Consider the following 16,708-nt stretch of genomic DNA (forward strand, 5'->3'; position numbering starts at 1 on the left):
TTTGATTTTTCTAGTAAAATAGAAAAGTAGCTGTGAAATGGAGGCATTCAGATTGATTGGTCAAACAGTAGAAAAAATATTATTAGAAAATCAAGAAAGTTTTTTAGTACCTGCAGAAAACGTTGCAACGGTTCTTTACAATCATCCATTAAACCATGCGTTACTCGTTTTATCGAAAGTCGGCTATTCCAAGATTCCAGTCCTAGATAGTGAGGATCATCTTGTTGGATTGATCAGTTTATCGAACGTGGTCGAAAGAATGATGGACCTGACTGGGTTTAGTATGGACAACTTAGAAGGCTTGACGGCCGCAGACGTGATGGAAGTCAATGTGGCTTGTATCAAAGAAGATGGCGAATTAGAAGACATGCTTCATCTCTTAGTGGATCAGGCATTTTTGCCCATCGTCAATGAGGAAAATATCTTTGTAGGAATCATTACCCGAAAAGAAATCTTAAAATCTGTCAATCACCTAGCACATGAATTAGAGAAACGGTATATGCTGATCTCAAAAGAGGCCAGTCCTACAGACGAATTACAAGTCATCTAATAATGGATAAAAAAGCACCCCGAAAAAATCATCGGGGTGCTTTTAACGTTTAAGCGGTCAATTGACGCCAATGATTGGCGCACTAGGAATGGTGTAGCCTTTAGCAGTCAGTGCATCGATTGAAGCCGCTAAAAACTCTTCTTTTAGTTTCCACTGAGTTCCGTTGGTAACATACATCGTTGTCCGGATCGCAAAATTATTGTTGCCAAGGTCGACAACACCAAAAATTGCTGGTTTCGTTTGGATCTCTTCCTCGTGAGCAGCAGCCACTGTTTGATTGACTTCGTCAATGATCGACCGGATATCATCTAAGCCCTCTGATGGCAAGATACGCACATCTACAACGACTTGCATATTGGCTCGTGAAGTGTTGCTGATCGTAGTGATATTCCGATTCGGGATATAATGGACAGTCCCATCCACGGATTTTAACTGAACCGTTCGAATACCGACAGCTGTAACTGTTCCTTCTAATGACAAATTCGTCAAACGGATATAATCGCCGACATTGATTTGTTGCTCAGTAATGATAAAAAAACCAGTGATCAGATCATTCATAAAGCCTTGAGCACCTAGTCCCAGTGCCACCCCAGCAATCCCAGCCCCCGCTAAGAGTGAACCAACAGGCACGCCAATCGTTGACAATAACGCATATACAAAGAAGAAACCTAATGTATAGTGGACGATATTGCGGATCAGCGCATGGATCGTGTTGATTCGACTGGCATTATAGGTTCCTTTTTTCTCGTAGGAACGATAAATTCGTTCGATGACATAATTGCTGATTTTCAGCAAAATACCAAATAAAATAATCAAAAAAAGCAGCATCAGAACTTTTTGGATCAAGATACCAACAATAGCCTCCCAATCAATGTTTTGCCACCATTTCTGCAAGGCATTCAATTGTTTTGCGGCAGGCTCCGTCAAGCTGGATCCTGTCGAATCCGTTGTAGCATCTGTCAAAAGTCGTAACATAAAATCCCTCCATCTATCAATAGGTCTATTTTATAGGAGAAGAAACAGAAATGCAAAATTCACTTGTTAAATTTTTGTAAAAAGATGAACAAATAAGGGGATATCATTAGTTAGCAAAGAAACAGCAAAAACTCGTCTCTTGGCATAGACTAGTCAAGAGACGAGCACGAGTACATGTGATCATAAAATTACGATAAGTGAACACCTTTATCGACAAAAATCACTTCTCCGATGATACCGCTAGACAATGGACTAATCAGAAAGGCACATGTGTTGCCGACTTCTTCGATGGTCACACCAACATGATCAGGAGTGCGATCTTCAGATAATTGGATCAGCTTTTGATAATCTTTTACACCTGTCACAGCCAGTGTTTTGATTGCTCCTGCAGAGATGGCGTTGACCCGGATTTTTTGCGGGGATAATTCTGCAGCTAAATAGCGAACGCTTGATTCGAGAGCAGCCTTAGCAATCCCCATCATGTTATAGTTGGGTACAGCACGTTCTGAACCTAAATAGGTTAAGGTAACGATTCCGGCATTTTCTGCCAAGAGGGGTTTGGCATATTTAGTAACAGCGATCAATGAATAGCTGCTGATATCTTGTGCTAGTGCATAGCCATCTCTTGATATATTTAAAATATCACCTGAAAGATCATCTTTGTTGGCGTAAGCGACAGCATGGACGACGCCATGGATTTCGCCTGCATAGTCTTTGATGGTTTCAAAAGCTTTCGCGATACTCTCATCATTTGCAACATCACATTCAACCGTATACTCATTTTCCTCTAGTAGTCGTTCAAGAGGTTTTTTCATGCGTTCGTTTTGATACGTATAGATGACTTCAGCGCCCTGTTCTTTTAGCGCTTGCGCACAGCCCCAAGCGATACTGCGTTTGTTGGCTACGCCCATCACGACAACTTTTTTTCCAGTTAAGAAACTCATAATTCCACTCCTTAATAGTTTGCATAATAATCAATAATGACGATCGATAGTGGGTCCCACTATCATGATTTCTAATTATTATTCATAATTGTTTGATTGTCAAACTATTTTTTTCTTAATAAATATTTAGTTGCGAAAAAATCAGAACTATGATACTTTGATAATCAAACTATAATATTTTTTTAAGCAAGGAAGGGAACCCCATGAAAAAACTATTGACAGAAACAGAAGTCATGGACTTGATTCCAAATCGCTATCCGATCATTTATATCGATTACGTTGATGAGATTGAATCAGGGAAGAAGATCATTGCCACGAAAAATGTGACGATCAATGAAGATTTTTTCCAAGGACATTTTCCAGGAAATCCAGTGATGCCAGGAGCGTTGATTTTAGAAACATTGGCACAAGCAGGTTCGATCTTGATTTTGAAATCGGATGAATTTCAGGGAAGAACTGCTTATATTGGCGGGATCAACAAAGCAAAATTCCGTCAAAAAGTTGTTCCTGGCGATACCTTGAAACTTGTTTTTGAGATTACAAAAATCAAAGGTTCTGTAGGGACAGCCAATGCTGTGGCAACTGTGGAAGGAAAAAAAGCAGCGGAGTGTGAATTTACCTTTATTGTTGGAGAACAAAAATAAAATAAAGACCAGTGCCTTTAAGGGAAATTTTCAAAGGCATTGGTCTTTTTTTGCTTACTTAGCTTCTTGTAAAATCTTGATGGATTTGATTTTGACAGGATCTTTTGGCGTAGAGTCTTCTCCGTTGCTATTCGCCTCACCGGTCGTTTCGGCTTTGGCAATTTTGTCTACGACATCCATTCCTTCAATGACCTGACCAAAGACTGTGTACTTACCATCTAGTGTCGGAGCACCACCATCTTTGTAGGCGTCAATGATTTTTTGAGGATAAAATTGGATTGCTCGTCCATCAGAGACATCATCATGGTTTTGAACAATAAAGAATTGACTTCCTTGGCTGTTGGGAGCGCTGGATTTTGCCATCGATAACGCGCCGCGGATATGGTAAAGCTGTTTGGATATTTCCTCGCCAAACCCTTTGCCCCAAATGCTTTCTCCACCAGTTCCGTCACCGTTAGGGTCACCGCCTTGGATCATAAAATCTTCGACGATTCGATGGAAAGTCAAGCCATCGTAGTAGCCATTTTTGGCATGAGTCATAAAGTTTTCGACAGCTTTTGGTGCAATTTCTGGGAATAATTTGATTTTGATCGTGCCTTCTGTGGTCTCAAGTGCAACAAGATCTTCATTTTCTTTTACTTCAGTGGACAACTGCGGCAGTTCCAGAGAATTTAAGTCTACAGATTCTGATGTGGTTGTTTTATCCGAAGAACTAGAAGTAGTTGTTGTATCATTGCAGGCAGTTAATAGAAAGAGGCTAGTTGCTGCCGCCAACGTTAGTATCATTTTTTTCATTTGAGTAAGATCCTTTCATTACTAGACTGTCTTTATCATATCAAAATTTAGCTGGAGTGAAAAGCAGGTATCTATTAAAACCAATAGGAAAGGTGTAGACCACTTATCGGTTGTTTGCTATAATGAAAGAGGATTCATGAACAAAAAACGGATAGAATTTTTAGGAGGTTTGACGGATGGGAAAATTAGGTATTTCAGTTTATCCAGAACGATCAACGTTTGAGAAAGACAAGGCTTATCTTGATTTAGCACACAAATACGGCTTTAAGCGTGTGTTTACAAGTTTGCTGCAAATCGAAGATGATAAAGAAAAAGTATTGGCAGATTTCAAGCAGGTAGTGGATTATGCCAATCAATTAGGAATGGAAGTCATGGTGGACATCAATCCTGGTCTCTTTGATCAATTAGAGATCTCATATGATGATCTTTCATTCTTTGATGAAATGGGTGCTTATGGTGTCCGTTTGGATATCGGTTTTACCGGTGCCGAAGAAGCGCGTATGACGCGTAATCCTTATGGCATCAAAATTGAGATCAATATGAGCAGTGGGACAAACTACGTAGACAATATCATGAGTTATTCGCCAAATACGAATAATTTATTAGGCTCTCACAATTTTTACCCTCATCGATATTCAGGTTTGGGTTATGACCATTTTGTGTATTGCTCAGAAAAATTCCGTCGTTACAACTTGAACACAATGGCTTTTGTGAATTCTCACGAGGCAACATTTGGTCCTTGGCCAACACAAGATGGGCTTTGTTCGTTGGAAGATCATCGTGATCTGCCAATCGCTACTCAAGTCAAACATTTGGTTTTGACAGGATTAATCGATGATATTTCAGTGGGAAATGCCTATGCATCAGAAAAAGAGTTAGCTGCAATGGCAGAAGCCTTCAATGCGGATTATCCTACCTTAAAAGTAGATGTTGCTGAAGGGATTACAGAAGACGAGCGCATCTGTTTATTTGATAATCTTCATGGTTATCGCGGGGATCGCTCAGAATATATTTTGCGGTCGACGATGACTCGAATTTACTACAAAGATAAGCCATTCCCAGCACATGATACCCATGATATGACTCGCGGTGATATTTTGATCGATAACGTCGGTTATGGGCAATACAAAGGTGAAACTCAGATCGCATTGAAAGAAATGAAGAATGATGGCCGTGTCAATGTCGTAGGAAAAATTGCTGCAGATGAACTGTTTCTACTGGATTTCTTGAAACCATGGTCAAGCTTTAAACTAAAAGACAGCAAAGACGAATAAAACGCTTTGTTTTTCTAAAGAACTGCTCTTTTTGAGCGGTTCTTTTTGTTTAATAGCTTTCGTCCGTGCAGTGTGGGGAAAAAAGGCGCGTTTCTACATGTGGATGAGATTGATGGTAAGAAGGTGAGGACTGTTGAAAGGAGCCGCCTGCTAGCAAAAATTTCTTTACTCTTTACTTCTCTGCTCTTTACATAGCAGCACTTGGTAGCGCTTGTTGAAGTGTTAGTTTGACTGTTTTTCGTTTTGGTCCTATTGACAAATCAAAAGTAAAAGGGGTATTTTGTACTAGAATGTTTTTTAGGAGGGAGCAACCAGAACGGTGTTTTTTATTATTGAAACGTTATTGTTATTTATCGTTACCATTCGTCTGGCTGGTTTTTTGTCGGTTTTCTTACTGATTGCTATTTTCCAGCAAAAGCGGAAACGACAACACATGACCAGTGAAGAATGGGAGACATATTTTACCAAATTAGGGACTGATGGCTTTCTTTGGCGCTTATATGGCTGTTTTTTTGCCGTTTTAGGGGTCTTTGCGGTCATCAATACATTTTATTTTTGGCATCAGATGTGGGTGTATGGGATCACGTTGATGTTGGCGGGCGGATTTCATCTTTATTTCAAATATCGCCTGAATAAAGAGCAGATTCAAGCGCGTTTCTTGAAATAATCAACCAATAATTATATTATGTAAACTAGTTGTCGAGGAGGAACAAAATGAAACTACGCTGGAAGATCGCCATTTTAGTGGGAGTGCTTTTGATAGCAGGCTTGGGCTATGCCGGAAATTATTTTTATAATTACGCAGTTGTCCCATCAGAAAAAGATTTTTTAAAAGGTGATACCTCTGGAACGGACAAAAGCAATGTGAATCCTGAAGCGGAGGAGTGGTTTACCGTTCCGGAAAATCGTCAAATGTGGCAACTTGAATCCTCAGATGGATTGATGTTGTCCGGAATTTACTTGCCTGCCCAAAAATCACAGCACAAAACAGTGATTGTCGCCCATGGTTATATGGGAAACGCAGAGACGATGGGAGTTTATGCGAAGATGTTCCATGATCTAGGATATAACGTATTGGTTCCTGATGCCCGCGGTCATGGAGAAAGCCAAGGCGATTATATAGGATTTGGATGGCCAGAACGGAAAGATTATGTCCAATGGATCGATCAAATCTTAAAAGAAAGCGGCAAGGAAGAATCCATTGTTTTATACGGTGTAAGTATGGGAGCTGCTACCGTGATGATGACCAGTGGCGAAAAGTTGCCTGCCAACGTAACAGCGATCATTGAGGACTGCGGTTATGCTTCTGTAAATGAGGAATTGAGCTATCAGTTGGATCAATTATTTGGTTTGCCAGCATTTCCTTTGATCAATGTCACTAGTCTGGTTACCAAGCTAAGAGCTGGTTACTTCTTTGGCGAAGCAGATGCCGTGAAACAGCTGCACAAGAACACTCGTCCAATGTTCTTCATCCATGGTGATTCGGATACTTTCGTTCCTTATTCAATGTTGGCAGAAGTTTATGCTGCTACAGATGCGCCAAAAGAAAAATGGGTAGTCAAAGGGGCGGAACATGCCCAAAGCTACACGAAAGATCCAAAACGTTACCAGGAAAAAATTGCGGCATTCCTTGAAAAGTATGATCACTTGCCAGAATAGCAAAAAAAGAGCGAAGATCTACGGATCTTCGCTCTTTTTGTAATGAGTAGCTTATAAATTAGCAAATTTTTCTAACAAACGAATCATTTGGCAAGTAAAACCATATTCATTGTCATACCATGCAACAGTTTTGACCAATTGGAAGTCTCCTGCAGTAGTTACTTCTGTTTGTGTCGGGTCAAAGATTGATCCTTGCGTCGTACCGATAACATCGCCAGAGACGATTTCACGGTCATCGTAGCCAAAAGAAGGATTGTCGATCGTGTGTTTCTTGATGGCTTCATTGACTTCTTCTGCGGTTACTTTTTGTTTCAGAATCGATACCAATTCTGTTAAAGATCCATCGACAACAGGTACCCGTTGTGCGTGTCCTTGAAGTTTGCCATTTAGTTCTGGAATGACCAAACCAATCGCTTTCGCTGCTCCTGTTGAATGAGGGATCGTATTATCAGCGGCTGAACGCGCAGCTCGCAGGTTGCCTCCCCGTACCGGGCCATCCAAAAGCATTTGAGTAGAAGTGTAGGCATGGACAGTCGTCATAGTTCCTACTTCGATCCCAAATTCTTCATTTAGGAAATAAGCCATTGGAGCTAAACAATTGGTTGTACAAGAACCAGCTGAAATGATTTTGTCCTCTGCAGTAAGTGTATCACTATTGACATTGTAAACGATCGTTTTCATTTTTCCTGCTGGTGCAGAGATAACGACACGTTTTACACCGGCATCTAAGTGTGCTTGTGCTTTTTCTTCAGATGTATAAAAGCCTGTACATTCTAAAACGATATCCACGCCATTTTCTTTCACCCAAGGAATTTTGCTGGCATCAGGTTCTGCGTAGACTTTTGTTTCTTCTCCATCAACGACGATCGCATCATCTGTGGCAGTGACTGTGCCTGGATAGGTACCATGAGTTGAATCAAACTGGAGTAACTGGGCTAGCATGACTGGGCTCGTCAAATCATTGATCGCCACGACTTCGATATCATCTGATACTTCTTTGATTCGACGGAAGGCCAAGCGACCGATACGTCCGAATCCATTTATTCCCACTTTTACTGTCATAATCTATTGTTCCTCCTCTTTTTTTGATCTTACAATTAAAATTCTGCTACGAAACCAAGATTCTGTCAAAGAAAAACCCTTAATTTTTTATCTAGTTCTTTGGGAAAAGAGGCAGAAAAGATAGACAAATGGCCTTGCGGTCGTTACAATTAAATAGACTTTCTTAAAGGTGAACTTTGGCCTGCAAATGGCATGAATTGTATTCAAATTGGTTTATTAGAAGGTAAGAAGAGAGAATGGAGGGCAAATAACATGTCCATGTTTTTAGATCAGGTAACAATCGATGTCAAAGCTGGTAAAGGCGGAGACGGGATGGTTGCATTTAGAAGAGAAAAATACGTTCCCGATGGCGGACCAGCCGGTGGGGATGGCGGCCGCGGCGGTGATGTGATTTTAGTTGTCGACGAAGGCTTGCGTACGTTAATGGATTTCCGTTTCAATCGTCATTTTAAAGCACAACCAGGTGAAAACGGAATGAGTAAAGGGATGCATGGCCGCGGAGCAGAAGATACGTATATCAAAGTTCCCCAAGGAACCACTGTCCGCGATGCAGACACAGGTGCTTTGCTAGGAGATCTGTTGGAGCAAGGACAGACGTTGACGATTGCCAAAGGCGGCCGTGGCGGTCGCGGCAATATCCGTTTTGCTTCGCCAAAGAATCCAGCGCCAGAACTAGCTGAAAATGGCGAACCTGGCCAAGAAAGAAAAATTGAATTGGAATTGAAAGTACTAGCTGATGTCGGCTTGGTTGGTTTCCCATCCGTAGGAAAATCTACATTACTTTCTGTCATTTCTTCTGCAAGACCGAAGATTGGTGCCTATCACTTTACAACGCTAGTCCCTAATCTAGGGATGGTAACGACTTCAGATGGTCGTAGTTTTGCTGTGGCCGATCTTCCTGGATTGATTGAAGGGGCCTCGCAAGGTGTTGGATTAGGTACACAGTTTTTACGACACATTGAACGGACACGAGTGATTTTGCACGTGATCGATATGAGTGGGATGGAAGGGCGCGATCCGTATGAAGACTATCAAGCAATCAATCAAGAATTAGCAACCCATAACTTACGCTTGCTTGAACGTCCGCAAATTATCGTAGCGAATAAAATGGATATGCCAGAATCAGAAGAAAATCTGGTGAAATTCAAAGAGCAATTAGCAAAAGAACAAACCGATGAATTCGCAGATCCTTTGCCGATTTTCCCAATTTCAGGTGTCACTCGTAAGGGAATTGATGCTTTACTGAGTGCAACTGCAGACTTATTAGAAGTCACACCAGAATTCTTATTGTATGATGAGGAAATCGAAGAAGAAGTTGTTCAATATGGGTTCCATTCGGATGAACCAGAATTTACCATTGATCGTGATCCAGATGCTACTTGGATCTTGAGTGGTGAAAAGATTGAGAAACTCTTCCAAATGACTAACTTTGATCATGATGAAACAGTCATGCGTTTTGCCCGTCAATTACGCGGGTTAGGAGTAGACGAAGCGTTACGTGCGCGAGGAGCCAAAGATGGCGATATCGTGCGCATCGGTAATTTTGAGTTTGAATTTGTTGAATAAGATTAGTTGAGTAAGCTTAGTTGCTGCTTTAGATACAGTTAAAGCGTTAGCGCCTAATCCTATCAATAGGAACAACTCTTGATACAACTAGGGAATCTTTAAAAAAAAGCGGAGTTATGAGATGACTTCGTTTTTTTATTTGTTTTCTTTTTCAAATAGACAAGATACTGGTAAAATAAAGAAAAGAAAGGGAGCGAAAATTATGGCAAAACGTGTGATTGTAATGAATTTCAACGCAAACTCGGAAGCATTCCAAGCATTTTCTGAAGTAAAACGCATGCATATGGAACGAAAAATCAAAGGAGAACAAATGGCTGTGATCACTCATACAGAATCCGGTGCGCACCAGTTCAAGATCGAAGATTTTCTAGACTTTACCGGTAATAACAAAGCATCGACTGGTGGAATGATTGGGATGCTAGTAGGAATTCTGGGAGGACCATTAGGAATCATGTTAGGCTGGTTCGGTGGTAGTATGATTGGCGCGACACGAGACGCCAAAGAGATCCAAAATGCACAATTGCTGTTTGAACATGTCAGCACCCAAATTGGGGTAGGCGACACTGGCTTATTGTTGATTGCAGATGAGGAAGACAATCGTCCACTAAATCAGTTGATCATGAATCAATTAGGTGGGGAAATTACTCGCTTTGACTATGATGAAGTAGAAGCAGAAATTGAAACGGCTAAAAAAGTCGAAGAAAAAACGAAAGCACAAGCGCAAGAAGATTGGAAAAAGTCTCATTCCCAATCTGAAGAAGAACAGGAATAAACTATAAATTGCATCTGACCTTCGTTTCCGCTAAAATTGGGGGAAGATGAAAGGAAAGAAGTATATGGAATTAGAATTTTTAGGTACCGGTGCAGGCGTACCAGCGAAACATCGGAATGTAACAAGCACAGCACTGCGGTTACTTGATGAACGCAATGCTGTTTGGTTGTTTGACTGTGGTGAAGGCACACAAATGCAGATTTTGCATTCTACGATTCGCCCACGGAAAATCGAAAAGATATTCATTACTCACTTACATGGAGATCATATTTATGGATTGCCTGGATTGATCAGCAGTCGCTCCTTTCAAGGGGGCGCTTCACCGTTAGAGATTTATGGGCCCATAGGTATTGAAGAATTTGTACGGACCGTGTTAAGAATTTCTCAAACAAAATTGAGCTACCCGTTAGTTTTTCATGAGATCACAAAAGAAGGCATTCTCTTCAAGGACAAACAGTTTACCGTTTCTTGCCGTCGGTTGGATCACGGAATTGAAAGCTTTGGGTATCGAGTCGAAGAAGCGAGTCACCAAGGAGAGCTTCAGGTAGAAGCTTTGACTGCATTAGGAATCAAACCGGGTCCAGTTTTTGGTCGACTGAAAAAAGGCGAAATTGTCACGTTGGAAGATGGACGACAAATCAACGGAGGCGACTATGTAGGTGAAGCGAAAAAGGGACGTACCGTCACGATTTTAGGAGATACTCGCCTTTGTGCCAATTCGATCTTACTGGCTGAAAATGCAGATGTACTGGTTCACGAAAGTACCTTTAATAAAGATGAAGCTAAAATGGCTCGCGCCTATTTTCATTCTACAACAGTGCAGGCGGCTGAAGTAGCCAAACAAGCGCAGGTAAAACGATTGCTTTTGACGCACATTAGTGCACGCTATGTTGGGAAAGATATTACAAATCTGGCAAATGAAGCAAAAGCTGTATTTCCTAATACGGTGATCGTGAAAGACTTCGATGTCATCGATGTCCCATTTGCAGAAAAAGGAGATCAAGATGTTGTTAGAAAATAAAGTAATTGTCGTAACTGGCGGATCTGCTGGCTTAGGGGAACAAATCTGTTATGAAGCAGCGCGTCGCGGTGCGATCGTGGTGATTTGTGCCCGTAGAGGTCAGTTGATCAACAAAGTCAAAGAACATTGTATGACATTGAGTGGCAAACCAGCTTATGCCTTTCAATTGGATATTGCAGACCCTGAAAGTGTCGAAAATGTCATTGCTTCGATTCGTGAAAAGGTCGGAAAAGTGGACATTCTTGTCAACAATGCTGGTTTTGGTATTTTTCAAGAATTTACAGAAATGAAACCAGAAACGATCCGCAATATGTTTGAAGTGAACGTATTAGGGATGATGGTCTTAACACAGCAAATTGCTTTAGAAATGGTCGATCAGCGCTCTGGTCATATCATCAATGTGGCATCGATGGCTGGGAAAATTGCTACACCAAAAACTGCAGTGTATTCGGCAACCAAATTTGCTGTATTAGGTTTTTCAAATGCGTTGCGTTTGGAGTTGAAACCTTTCGGCATTCATGTGACAACTGTCAATCCGGGGCCTATCGAAACAGCCTTCTTTGACCAAGCAGATCCTAGTGGCAATTATTTAGCTTCTTTAGGGACATTTGTTCTTGAACCAACAAAACTGGCAAAGACCATCGTTAAAGCGATGATTCATCCAAAACGAGAGATCAATCGCCCACAAGTGATGGGAGTAGCTGCAAAATTCTACACACTATTCCCAGCTTTTGGGGACTACTTGGCTGGAAGTCTATTCAATAAAAAATAGGAGTTGTTTTTGATGAAAAATCAATGGCGAGTAATCGTAGGTATTTTGTTGGTTTTAGTGATCGTCCTTTTTGCGGTCGCCAATAATATGACTGTTCCAATCAATTTTGGCTTTACTAGCATCAAAGCGCCTCTGATCTTGATTATCATTGGGGCGGCTTTGTTGGGGGCACTGATTATCTTACTAGTGTCAACTAGTACGATGTTCCAACAAAAGAAAGAATTAAAAAGATTACGGAAAGAATTGGCTGACTTTCAACAAAATAATGAAGAAAAATTGCAAGAACAGCGTGAGGTATTAGAACGGGAATATGCAAACAAGCAAGCAGACCTCGCCTTGAGGGAACAACAAATTGCTGAAGCAGAAGCAAAAACTGCGGCAGTTGTGCCTAGTGAACCACCAATTATAGAAAATCGTCAAGATACGTTTCCAGAGTAATGGTAAGCTTGCACTCTTGTTCTTCAAAAGAGGGTTTTGGGACTCCAACCAGAACGGTAAATCTCTGAAGTGAGGCGCAAAGATTGGCTCACCACTCTTTTGCAACAAATGAGCGAAATAATAACGACATCCTTCGATGGTCTTTCGATAAACGACCGAAGGATGTCGTTTTTATTGTACTAGAAATAGGACAGAAAAGAAGAGAAGCTGCTAGTGCTTTTTTGGTCAACGCTTTTCTTTTCTCCAAAATATTTGCTATAATTACCAAGTTAGGAGTGATTGTGTGAAACGCGCGAACTTTCATTGGCTGAGACCACAAAAAAGTGAATTATCAGCTGATTTCGAGGAAATGATCCAAGCAAGAGGTTTGTCACCATTAATAGGTCAATTATTATGGCAGCGGAATATTCGAACAGCAGCAGACTTGCAAAGTTTTTTAGAACCGGATTTGCAGGGACTTCATGATCCATTTTTGTTTTATGATATGGAAAAAGCCGTCGATAGAATTCAGACAGCGATCATGAATGAAGAGCGTATTCTGATTTATGGAGACTACGATGCTGATGGTATTACGAGCACGACTGTCTTAAAAGAAGCGCTGGAATTATTGGGTGCGGATGTTGAATTTTATCTGCCCAATCGCTTTACCGATGGCTACGGGCCCAATCTTTCCGTTTATCAAGATAAAATCGCAGCTGGTGTGCAATTGATTATAACTGTTGATAATGGTGTATCTGGTCATGAGGCATTGGCTTATGCCAAAGAAGCACAGGTAGATGTTATCGTTACAGATCACCATGAGTTGCCACCAGAATTACCCGATGCGTATGCCATCATTCATCCTCGCCATCCATTAGGAAATTATCCTTTTCCAGATTTGGCGGGGGTCGGAGTCGCATTCAAAGTCGCTACTGCGTTATTAGAAGAAGTGCCAGTCGAATTATTAGATCTCGTGGCAATTGGTACGATCGCCGACATGGTGTCGCTCACTGGTGAGAATCGCATTCTGGTCACTAACGGATTAAAAATGATCCAGCAAACCGAACGTGCGGGGCTCTCGGCACTGATCGAAGTGAGTGGTCTGAAGAAACGGGCAATCAATGAAACGGATATTGGTTTTGCCATCGGACCTCGTTTGAATGCGATTGGACGCTTGGAAGATGCCAATCCTGCGGTAACACTTATGTCGACATTTGATCCAGAAGAAGCCCAATCGTTAGCCAATCAATTAGATACGATCAATCTTCAAAGAAAGCAATATGTGGAAACGATTTTGAAAGAAGCTCAGAATATGCTTTCCGATTCAAATCAAGTCCATTTAATTGTGGGAGATGATTGGCATGAAGGTGTCTTAGGGATCGTTGCTGGACGATTGATGCAACAGACTGGCAGACCGGTCCTTGTTTTAACAAAAAAAAGCAACGGTATTGCTAAAGGCTCTGGGCGCAGTGTTGCAGCATTAAATCTATTTGACATGCTCTCTGGAATGCGTGAAATGTTTACCAGCTTTGGTGGACACCATGCGGCAGTAGGGCTCAGTGTGCCCATTGATCACCTTTCGATGCTCCAAGAACGTATGAATCAATACGTGGTCGATAATCGGATCGACCTTTCTAGCGGGATTCCGTTACCGATTGATGAAGAATTGTCTTTAGCAGAAATTACGACAAATTTTATCGAGTCGCTGAAAATTTTAGCTCCCTTTGGTACAGACAACCCAATCCCAAAGTTTTTGATTACGAATATTTCTGCTGATAATGGCCGACAAATTGGTACAGAGAATCAGCATTTAAAAGTCAGTCTTACAGATGGAGAAAATGGTCAATTAGATGTGATCGGTTTTGGTTTTGGATCACAGCTAGTAGAATTTGAGAGTGAAGGATTGGCCGTTGTGGGGCAATTATCTGTCAATGAATGGAACGGCAAGAAGAAACCACAGCTGATGTTGGAAGATTTTGAAGTCAACGGCATACAGCTGTTCGACTTGCGTTCAAAGAAAAATCGGCAAGGGTTGATCCTTGATGCCCAAACATTAGGGATTGCTTTTTCGGATAAATTGCCTTCAGAGATAGAACGATTTTGTCCGAACGTTCATGTTTATCAAACGTTAGACGATTTGACAGCTTTTTTTGGTTCAGGAAATTATACGCAACTCGCTTTTCTAGACTGTCCTAGCGAGAAAGAGCTTTTGAGAAAAATCATTCAAGAAATACCTGTCAATCGTATCTATTTGATTTTAGTATCCACAGAGGATGCTTATTTGGATGGTGTCGGGACTAGAGAACAATACGGCCGTTTGTTTCAACTGATCAATCAGCAGAATGGGATTGATATTCGCTATAAACTGCCAATGGTAGCTAACTACTTGCAGATTCCAGAAAAATTATTAATTTTTATGATTCAAGTGTTTTTTGATTTGAAATTTGTTACAATAAAAGATGGCGTTTTGAAAAAAGTCCCTGATCCAGAGAATAAGCCGCTTAATGAGAGTGTGTTGTATCAACAGCGACTTGCAAAAATCAAAACAGAAGAAGACTTACTAATGAGTGATTTATCAACGATTCGCAAATGGTTGATATCTTAGGAGGAAAAAACATGAATTTAAAAGACTATATTGCCAGCATTCCGGATTATCCGCAAGAAGGAATTGTCTTTCGCGACATCTCTCCATTGATGGCTGATGGAGAAGCTTATCGTTATGCAACACAGCAAATCGTCGAGTACGCTCAGGAAAAAGGGATCGACATGGTGGTTGGACCTGAAGCTCGTGGATTTATTGTTGGTTGTCCCGTGGCGTATCAACTGGGTGTTGGTTTTGCGCCAGTACGTAAAAAAGGCAAGCTACCTCGAAAAACGATTGAAGCAACATACCAGAAAGAATATGGCGTGGATATTTTGACGTTACACGAAGATGCGATTAAACCTGGCCAACGGGTATTGATTTGTGATGATTTACTTGCAACCGGCGGCACGATTAAAGCAACGATCGAACTTGTGGAAAAATTAGGCGGCATCGTAGTTGGCTGTGCTTTTCTGATCGAGTTGATGGACTTGCAAGGCAGAGACAAAATCACTGGATACGAAATTAAAACATTGATGGAATATTAATCGAAAAAAGCCAGATCAAAAGTGATCTGGCTTTTTTGTTTGTTTGGCAGCAACACCGAAATAATCGACCTACTGTTCGTAATGATAAAAATCATGGTCGTGGTAATAAGTTTGGTTTCTCTTTCGTTCTGCTTGGCGGAATTTCTTTTCATCCCATAGCATGAACCACAGCATCATCAAAGGGCAAAAAATCAGAACTGCACTGAGTACGCCAAAATAACCAATAATGATCCCTGTTAACAACACCCACAAAATAAAACCAAATCGACGAACTGCTTTCATTATTTTCACTCCTTATAAAAATGCGAACTTATGTTTGTAAAACTATTATACGAATGTTTGTTCGGTTTGTAAAGAGGAAATAAAAAAAATCTTCGAAGGTTCGAAGATTTAAGGAATAGATTAAAGTAAGTGACGGTAGAGACCAACGACTAAGCCTAAAATCGTTACATCTGGCAAGATGATAGGTTCTAGGTAATCATTTTCCGGTTGCAAACGGATGTGATCCTGTTCTTTGAAAAATCTCTTACAGGTGGCTTCATCTTCATCGGTCATTGCAATGACAATGTCCCCGTTTTGAGCACTTTGCTGTTTGCGAACGATGACTTGATCACCGTCTAAGATTCCAGCGTTGATCATACTTTCACCGCGAATCGTCAACATGAACAAACTGCCGGTGCTATTTGCTAAATCAGGCGGTATCGGGAAAAAATCGGAGGCGTCTTCTACAGCTAAGATCGGTTCACCAGCCGTAACGACTCCTAGCATTGGGATCGAGTTTGGCTGCACATCGATTTTTTCTAATCCGGAGGAAGTCAATTCAATCGCTCTTGGTTTTGTTGGGTCGCGTAAAATCAAGCCTTTTTTTTCAAGCCTGGATAAATGTCCGTGGACGGTAGAAGTAGAGGATAGCTGAACGGCTTCGCCAATTTCGCGAACAGTCGGCGGATAGCCTTTTTCAGTGACTCGTGTATGAATAAACTTAAGAATCTCGATTTGTCGATTTTCTGTTCGTTTTGCCAAAACTGACACCTTCTTTCATTTGATAGTCTTAGTGTACCATAGGAGAAACGACAATTCAAACAAATGTTCGCTTTTTGTTGCTATTGTTTTTTTGTCAGGTTTTGT

The 16,708-nt window shown here is 41.1% G+C and carries 18 protein-coding genes; 12 read left to right on the top strand and 6 right to left on the bottom strand.

Going from position 1 to position 16,708, the window contains the following annotated elements; translation table 11 throughout:
* Positions 1-52 precede the first annotated feature (52 nt).
* The gene (cbpB, locus tag IGJ45_RS08080; protein ID WP_003126670.1) at positions 53-550 is read left to right on the top strand and encodes a cyclic-di-AMP-binding protein CbpB; all 498 of its coding nucleotides are present in this window, start codon (positions 53-55) and stop codon (positions 548-550) included.
* Between the two features lie 57 nt (positions 551-607).
* Here cbpB and IGJ45_RS08085 read toward each other — a convergent pair whose 3' ends face one another.
* Together IGJ45_RS08085 and fabI are read right to left on the bottom strand one after the other, a co-directional pair.
* Positions 608-1,525 carry a mechanosensitive ion channel family protein gene (locus IGJ45_RS08085; protein WP_003126669.1) on the bottom strand — a complete coding sequence of 306 codons (918 nt, stop codon included), beginning with the start codon at positions 1,523-1,525 and terminating at the stop codon, positions 608-610.
* A gap of 188 nt (positions 1,526-1,713) precedes the next feature.
* Positions 1,714-2,469, bottom strand: a complete 756-nt coding sequence (gene fabI, locus IGJ45_RS08090) for an enoyl-ACP reductase FabI (RefSeq protein WP_003126668.1) — start codon at positions 2,467-2,469, stop codon at positions 1,714-1,716.
* Between the two features lie 203 nt (positions 2,470-2,672).
* On the opposite strand from fabI, the gene fabZ reads away from it, so the two are divergent.
* Entirely contained in the window at positions 2,673-3,113 is a 441-nt protein-coding gene (fabZ, locus tag IGJ45_RS08095; RefSeq protein WP_003126667.1) for a 3-hydroxyacyl-ACP dehydratase FabZ, read from the top strand.
* Positions 3,114-3,167: 54 nt separating this feature from the next.
* Here fabZ and IGJ45_RS08100 read toward each other — a convergent pair whose 3' ends face one another.
* On the bottom strand, positions 3,168-3,908 hold the full coding sequence (locus IGJ45_RS08100) for a peptidylprolyl isomerase (protein ID WP_156248294.1): 741 nt from the start codon (positions 3,906-3,908) through the stop codon (positions 3,168-3,170).
* A 176-nt stretch (positions 3,909-4,084) separates the two neighbouring features.
* On the opposite strand from IGJ45_RS08100, the gene IGJ45_RS08105 reads away from it, so the two are divergent.
* The 3 genes from IGJ45_RS08105 to IGJ45_RS08115 all read left to right on the top strand — a co-directional run bounded on the left by IGJ45_RS08105 (position 4,085) and on the right by IGJ45_RS08115 (position 6,841).
* Complete coding sequence (locus tag IGJ45_RS08105) at positions 4,085-5,182, top strand: DUF871 domain-containing protein (RefSeq protein WP_029486837.1); 1,098 nt, start codon at positions 4,085-4,087, stop codon at positions 5,180-5,182.
* 319 nt (positions 5,183-5,501) lie between these two features.
* Entirely contained in the window at positions 5,502-5,849 is a 348-nt protein-coding gene (locus tag IGJ45_RS08110; RefSeq protein WP_103301116.1) for a hypothetical protein, read from the top strand.
* Between the two features lie 47 nt (positions 5,850-5,896).
* Positions 5,897-6,841, top strand: coding sequence for an alpha/beta hydrolase (locus tag IGJ45_RS08115; RefSeq protein WP_311828800.1), 945 nt, complete (start codon positions 5,897-5,899; stop codon positions 6,839-6,841).
* A 51-nt stretch (positions 6,842-6,892) separates the two neighbouring features.
* On the opposite strand, the gene gap is transcribed toward IGJ45_RS08115, so the two are convergent.
* On the bottom strand, positions 6,893-7,903 hold the full coding sequence (gene gap, locus IGJ45_RS08120) for a type I glyceraldehyde-3-phosphate dehydrogenase (RefSeq protein ID WP_003126662.1): 1,011 nt from the start codon (positions 7,901-7,903) through the stop codon (positions 6,893-6,895).
* A gap of 252 nt (positions 7,904-8,155) precedes the next feature.
* Here gap and obgE point away from each other — a divergent pair, with 252 nt between their 5' ends.
* From obgE to IGJ45_RS08155, 7 genes are all read left to right on the top strand, one after another.
* Positions 8,156-9,469 (top strand): GTPase ObgE, encoded by a 1,314-nt coding sequence (gene obgE / locus IGJ45_RS08125; protein ID WP_003126661.1) that lies wholly within the window; start codon positions 8,156-8,158, stop codon positions 9,467-9,469.
* 202 nt (positions 9,470-9,671) lie between these two features.
* On the top strand, positions 9,672-10,241 hold the full coding sequence (locus IGJ45_RS08130) for a DUF456 domain-containing protein (protein WP_003126659.1): 570 nt from the start codon (positions 9,672-9,674) through the stop codon (positions 10,239-10,241).
* 64 nt (positions 10,242-10,305) lie between these two features.
* Entirely contained in the window at positions 10,306-11,262 is a 957-nt protein-coding gene (gene rnz, locus IGJ45_RS08135; RefSeq protein WP_060814323.1) for a ribonuclease Z, read from the top strand.
* Positions 11,246-12,034: an SDR family NAD(P)-dependent oxidoreductase gene (locus IGJ45_RS08140; RefSeq protein ID WP_409531432.1), complete on the top strand. Its 789-nt coding sequence runs from the start codon at positions 11,246-11,248 to the stop codon at positions 12,032-12,034. The genes rnz and IGJ45_RS08140 overlap by 17 nt, the downstream gene beginning before the upstream one ends.
* A 12-nt stretch (positions 12,035-12,046) precedes the next feature.
* Positions 12,047-12,472 (top strand): LapA family protein, encoded by a 426-nt coding sequence (locus IGJ45_RS08145; protein ID WP_208774447.1) that lies wholly within the window; start codon positions 12,047-12,049, stop codon positions 12,470-12,472.
* 283 nt (positions 12,473-12,755) lie between these two features.
* Positions 12,756-15,056 (top strand): single-stranded-DNA-specific exonuclease RecJ, encoded by a 2,301-nt coding sequence (recJ, locus tag IGJ45_RS08150; RefSeq protein ID WP_409531431.1) that lies wholly within the window; start codon positions 12,756-12,758, stop codon positions 15,054-15,056.
* An 11-nt stretch (positions 15,057-15,067) separates the two neighbouring features.
* Positions 15,068-15,580 (top strand): adenine phosphoribosyltransferase, encoded by a 513-nt coding sequence (locus tag IGJ45_RS08155; protein WP_003126654.1) that lies wholly within the window; start codon positions 15,068-15,070, stop codon positions 15,578-15,580.
* Positions 15,581-15,649: 69 nt separating this feature from the next.
* Here IGJ45_RS08155 and IGJ45_RS08160 read toward each other — a convergent pair whose 3' ends face one another.
* Together IGJ45_RS08160 and lexA are read right to left on the bottom strand one after the other, a co-directional pair.
* Positions 15,650-15,862, bottom strand: coding sequence for a hypothetical protein (locus IGJ45_RS08160; protein WP_003126653.1), 213 nt, complete (start codon positions 15,860-15,862; stop codon positions 15,650-15,652).
* Positions 15,863-15,982: 120 nt separating this feature from the next.
* Positions 15,983-16,612, bottom strand: a complete 630-nt coding sequence (gene lexA / locus IGJ45_RS08165; RefSeq protein WP_086269194.1) for a transcriptional repressor LexA — start codon at positions 16,610-16,612, stop codon at positions 15,983-15,985.
* Positions 16,613-16,708 lie beyond the last annotated feature (96 nt).

Origin of the sequence: Enterococcus sp. DIV0574, from assembly GCF_051711125.1 — a bacterium.
Lineage (GTDB): Bacteria > Bacillota > Bacilli > Lactobacillales > Enterococcaceae > Enterococcus_D > Enterococcus_D gallinarum.

Excerpts from the sequence above, each read along its gene's own strand:
- IGJ45_RS08130 (WP_003126659.1), top strand. The coding sequence starts at position 9,672 with ATGGCAAAACGTGTGATTGTAATGAATTTCAACGCAAACTCGGAAGCA.
- obgE (WP_003126661.1), top strand. The coding sequence starts at position 8,156 with ATGTCCATGTTTTTAGATCAGGTAACAATCGATGTCAAAGCTGGTAAA.
- IGJ45_RS08115 (WP_311828800.1), top strand. The coding sequence starts at position 5,897 with ATGAAACTACGCTGGAAGATCGCCATTTTAGTGGGAGTGCTTTTGATA.
- rnz (WP_060814323.1), top strand. The coding sequence starts at position 10,306 with ATGGAATTAGAATTTTTAGGTACCGGTGCAGGCGTACCAGCGAAACAT.
- gap (WP_003126662.1), bottom strand. The coding sequence starts at position 7,903 with ATGACAGTAAAAGTGGGAATAAATGGATTCGGACGTATCGGTCGCTTG.
- IGJ45_RS08155 (WP_003126654.1), top strand. The coding sequence starts at position 15,068 with ATGAATTTAAAAGACTATATTGCCAGCATTCCGGATTATCCGCAAGAA.
- fabZ (WP_003126667.1), top strand. The coding sequence starts at position 2,673 with ATGAAAAAACTATTGACAGAAACAGAAGTCATGGACTTGATTCCAAAT.
- IGJ45_RS08105 (WP_029486837.1), top strand. The coding sequence starts at position 4,085 with ATGGGAAAATTAGGTATTTCAGTTTATCCAGAACGATCAACGTTTGAG.
- IGJ45_RS08160 (WP_003126653.1), bottom strand. The coding sequence starts at position 15,862 with ATGAAAGCAGTTCGTCGATTTGGTTTTATTTTGTGGGTGTTGTTAACA.
- IGJ45_RS08140 (WP_409531432.1), top strand. The coding sequence starts at position 11,246 with ATGTTGTTAGAAAATAAAGTAATTGTCGTAACTGGCGGATCTGCTGGC.
- IGJ45_RS08145 (WP_208774447.1), top strand. The coding sequence starts at position 12,047 with ATGAAAAATCAATGGCGAGTAATCGTAGGTATTTTGTTGGTTTTAGTG.
- IGJ45_RS08085 (WP_003126669.1), bottom strand. The coding sequence starts at position 1,525 with ATGTTACGACTTTTGACAGATGCTACAACGGATTCGACAGGATCCAGC.
- IGJ45_RS08100 (WP_156248294.1), bottom strand. The coding sequence starts at position 3,908 with ATGAAAAAAATGATACTAACGTTGGCGGCAGCAACTAGCCTCTTTCTA.
- fabI (WP_003126668.1), bottom strand. The coding sequence starts at position 2,469 with ATGAGTTTCTTAACTGGAAAAAAAGTTGTCGTGATGGGCGTAGCCAAC.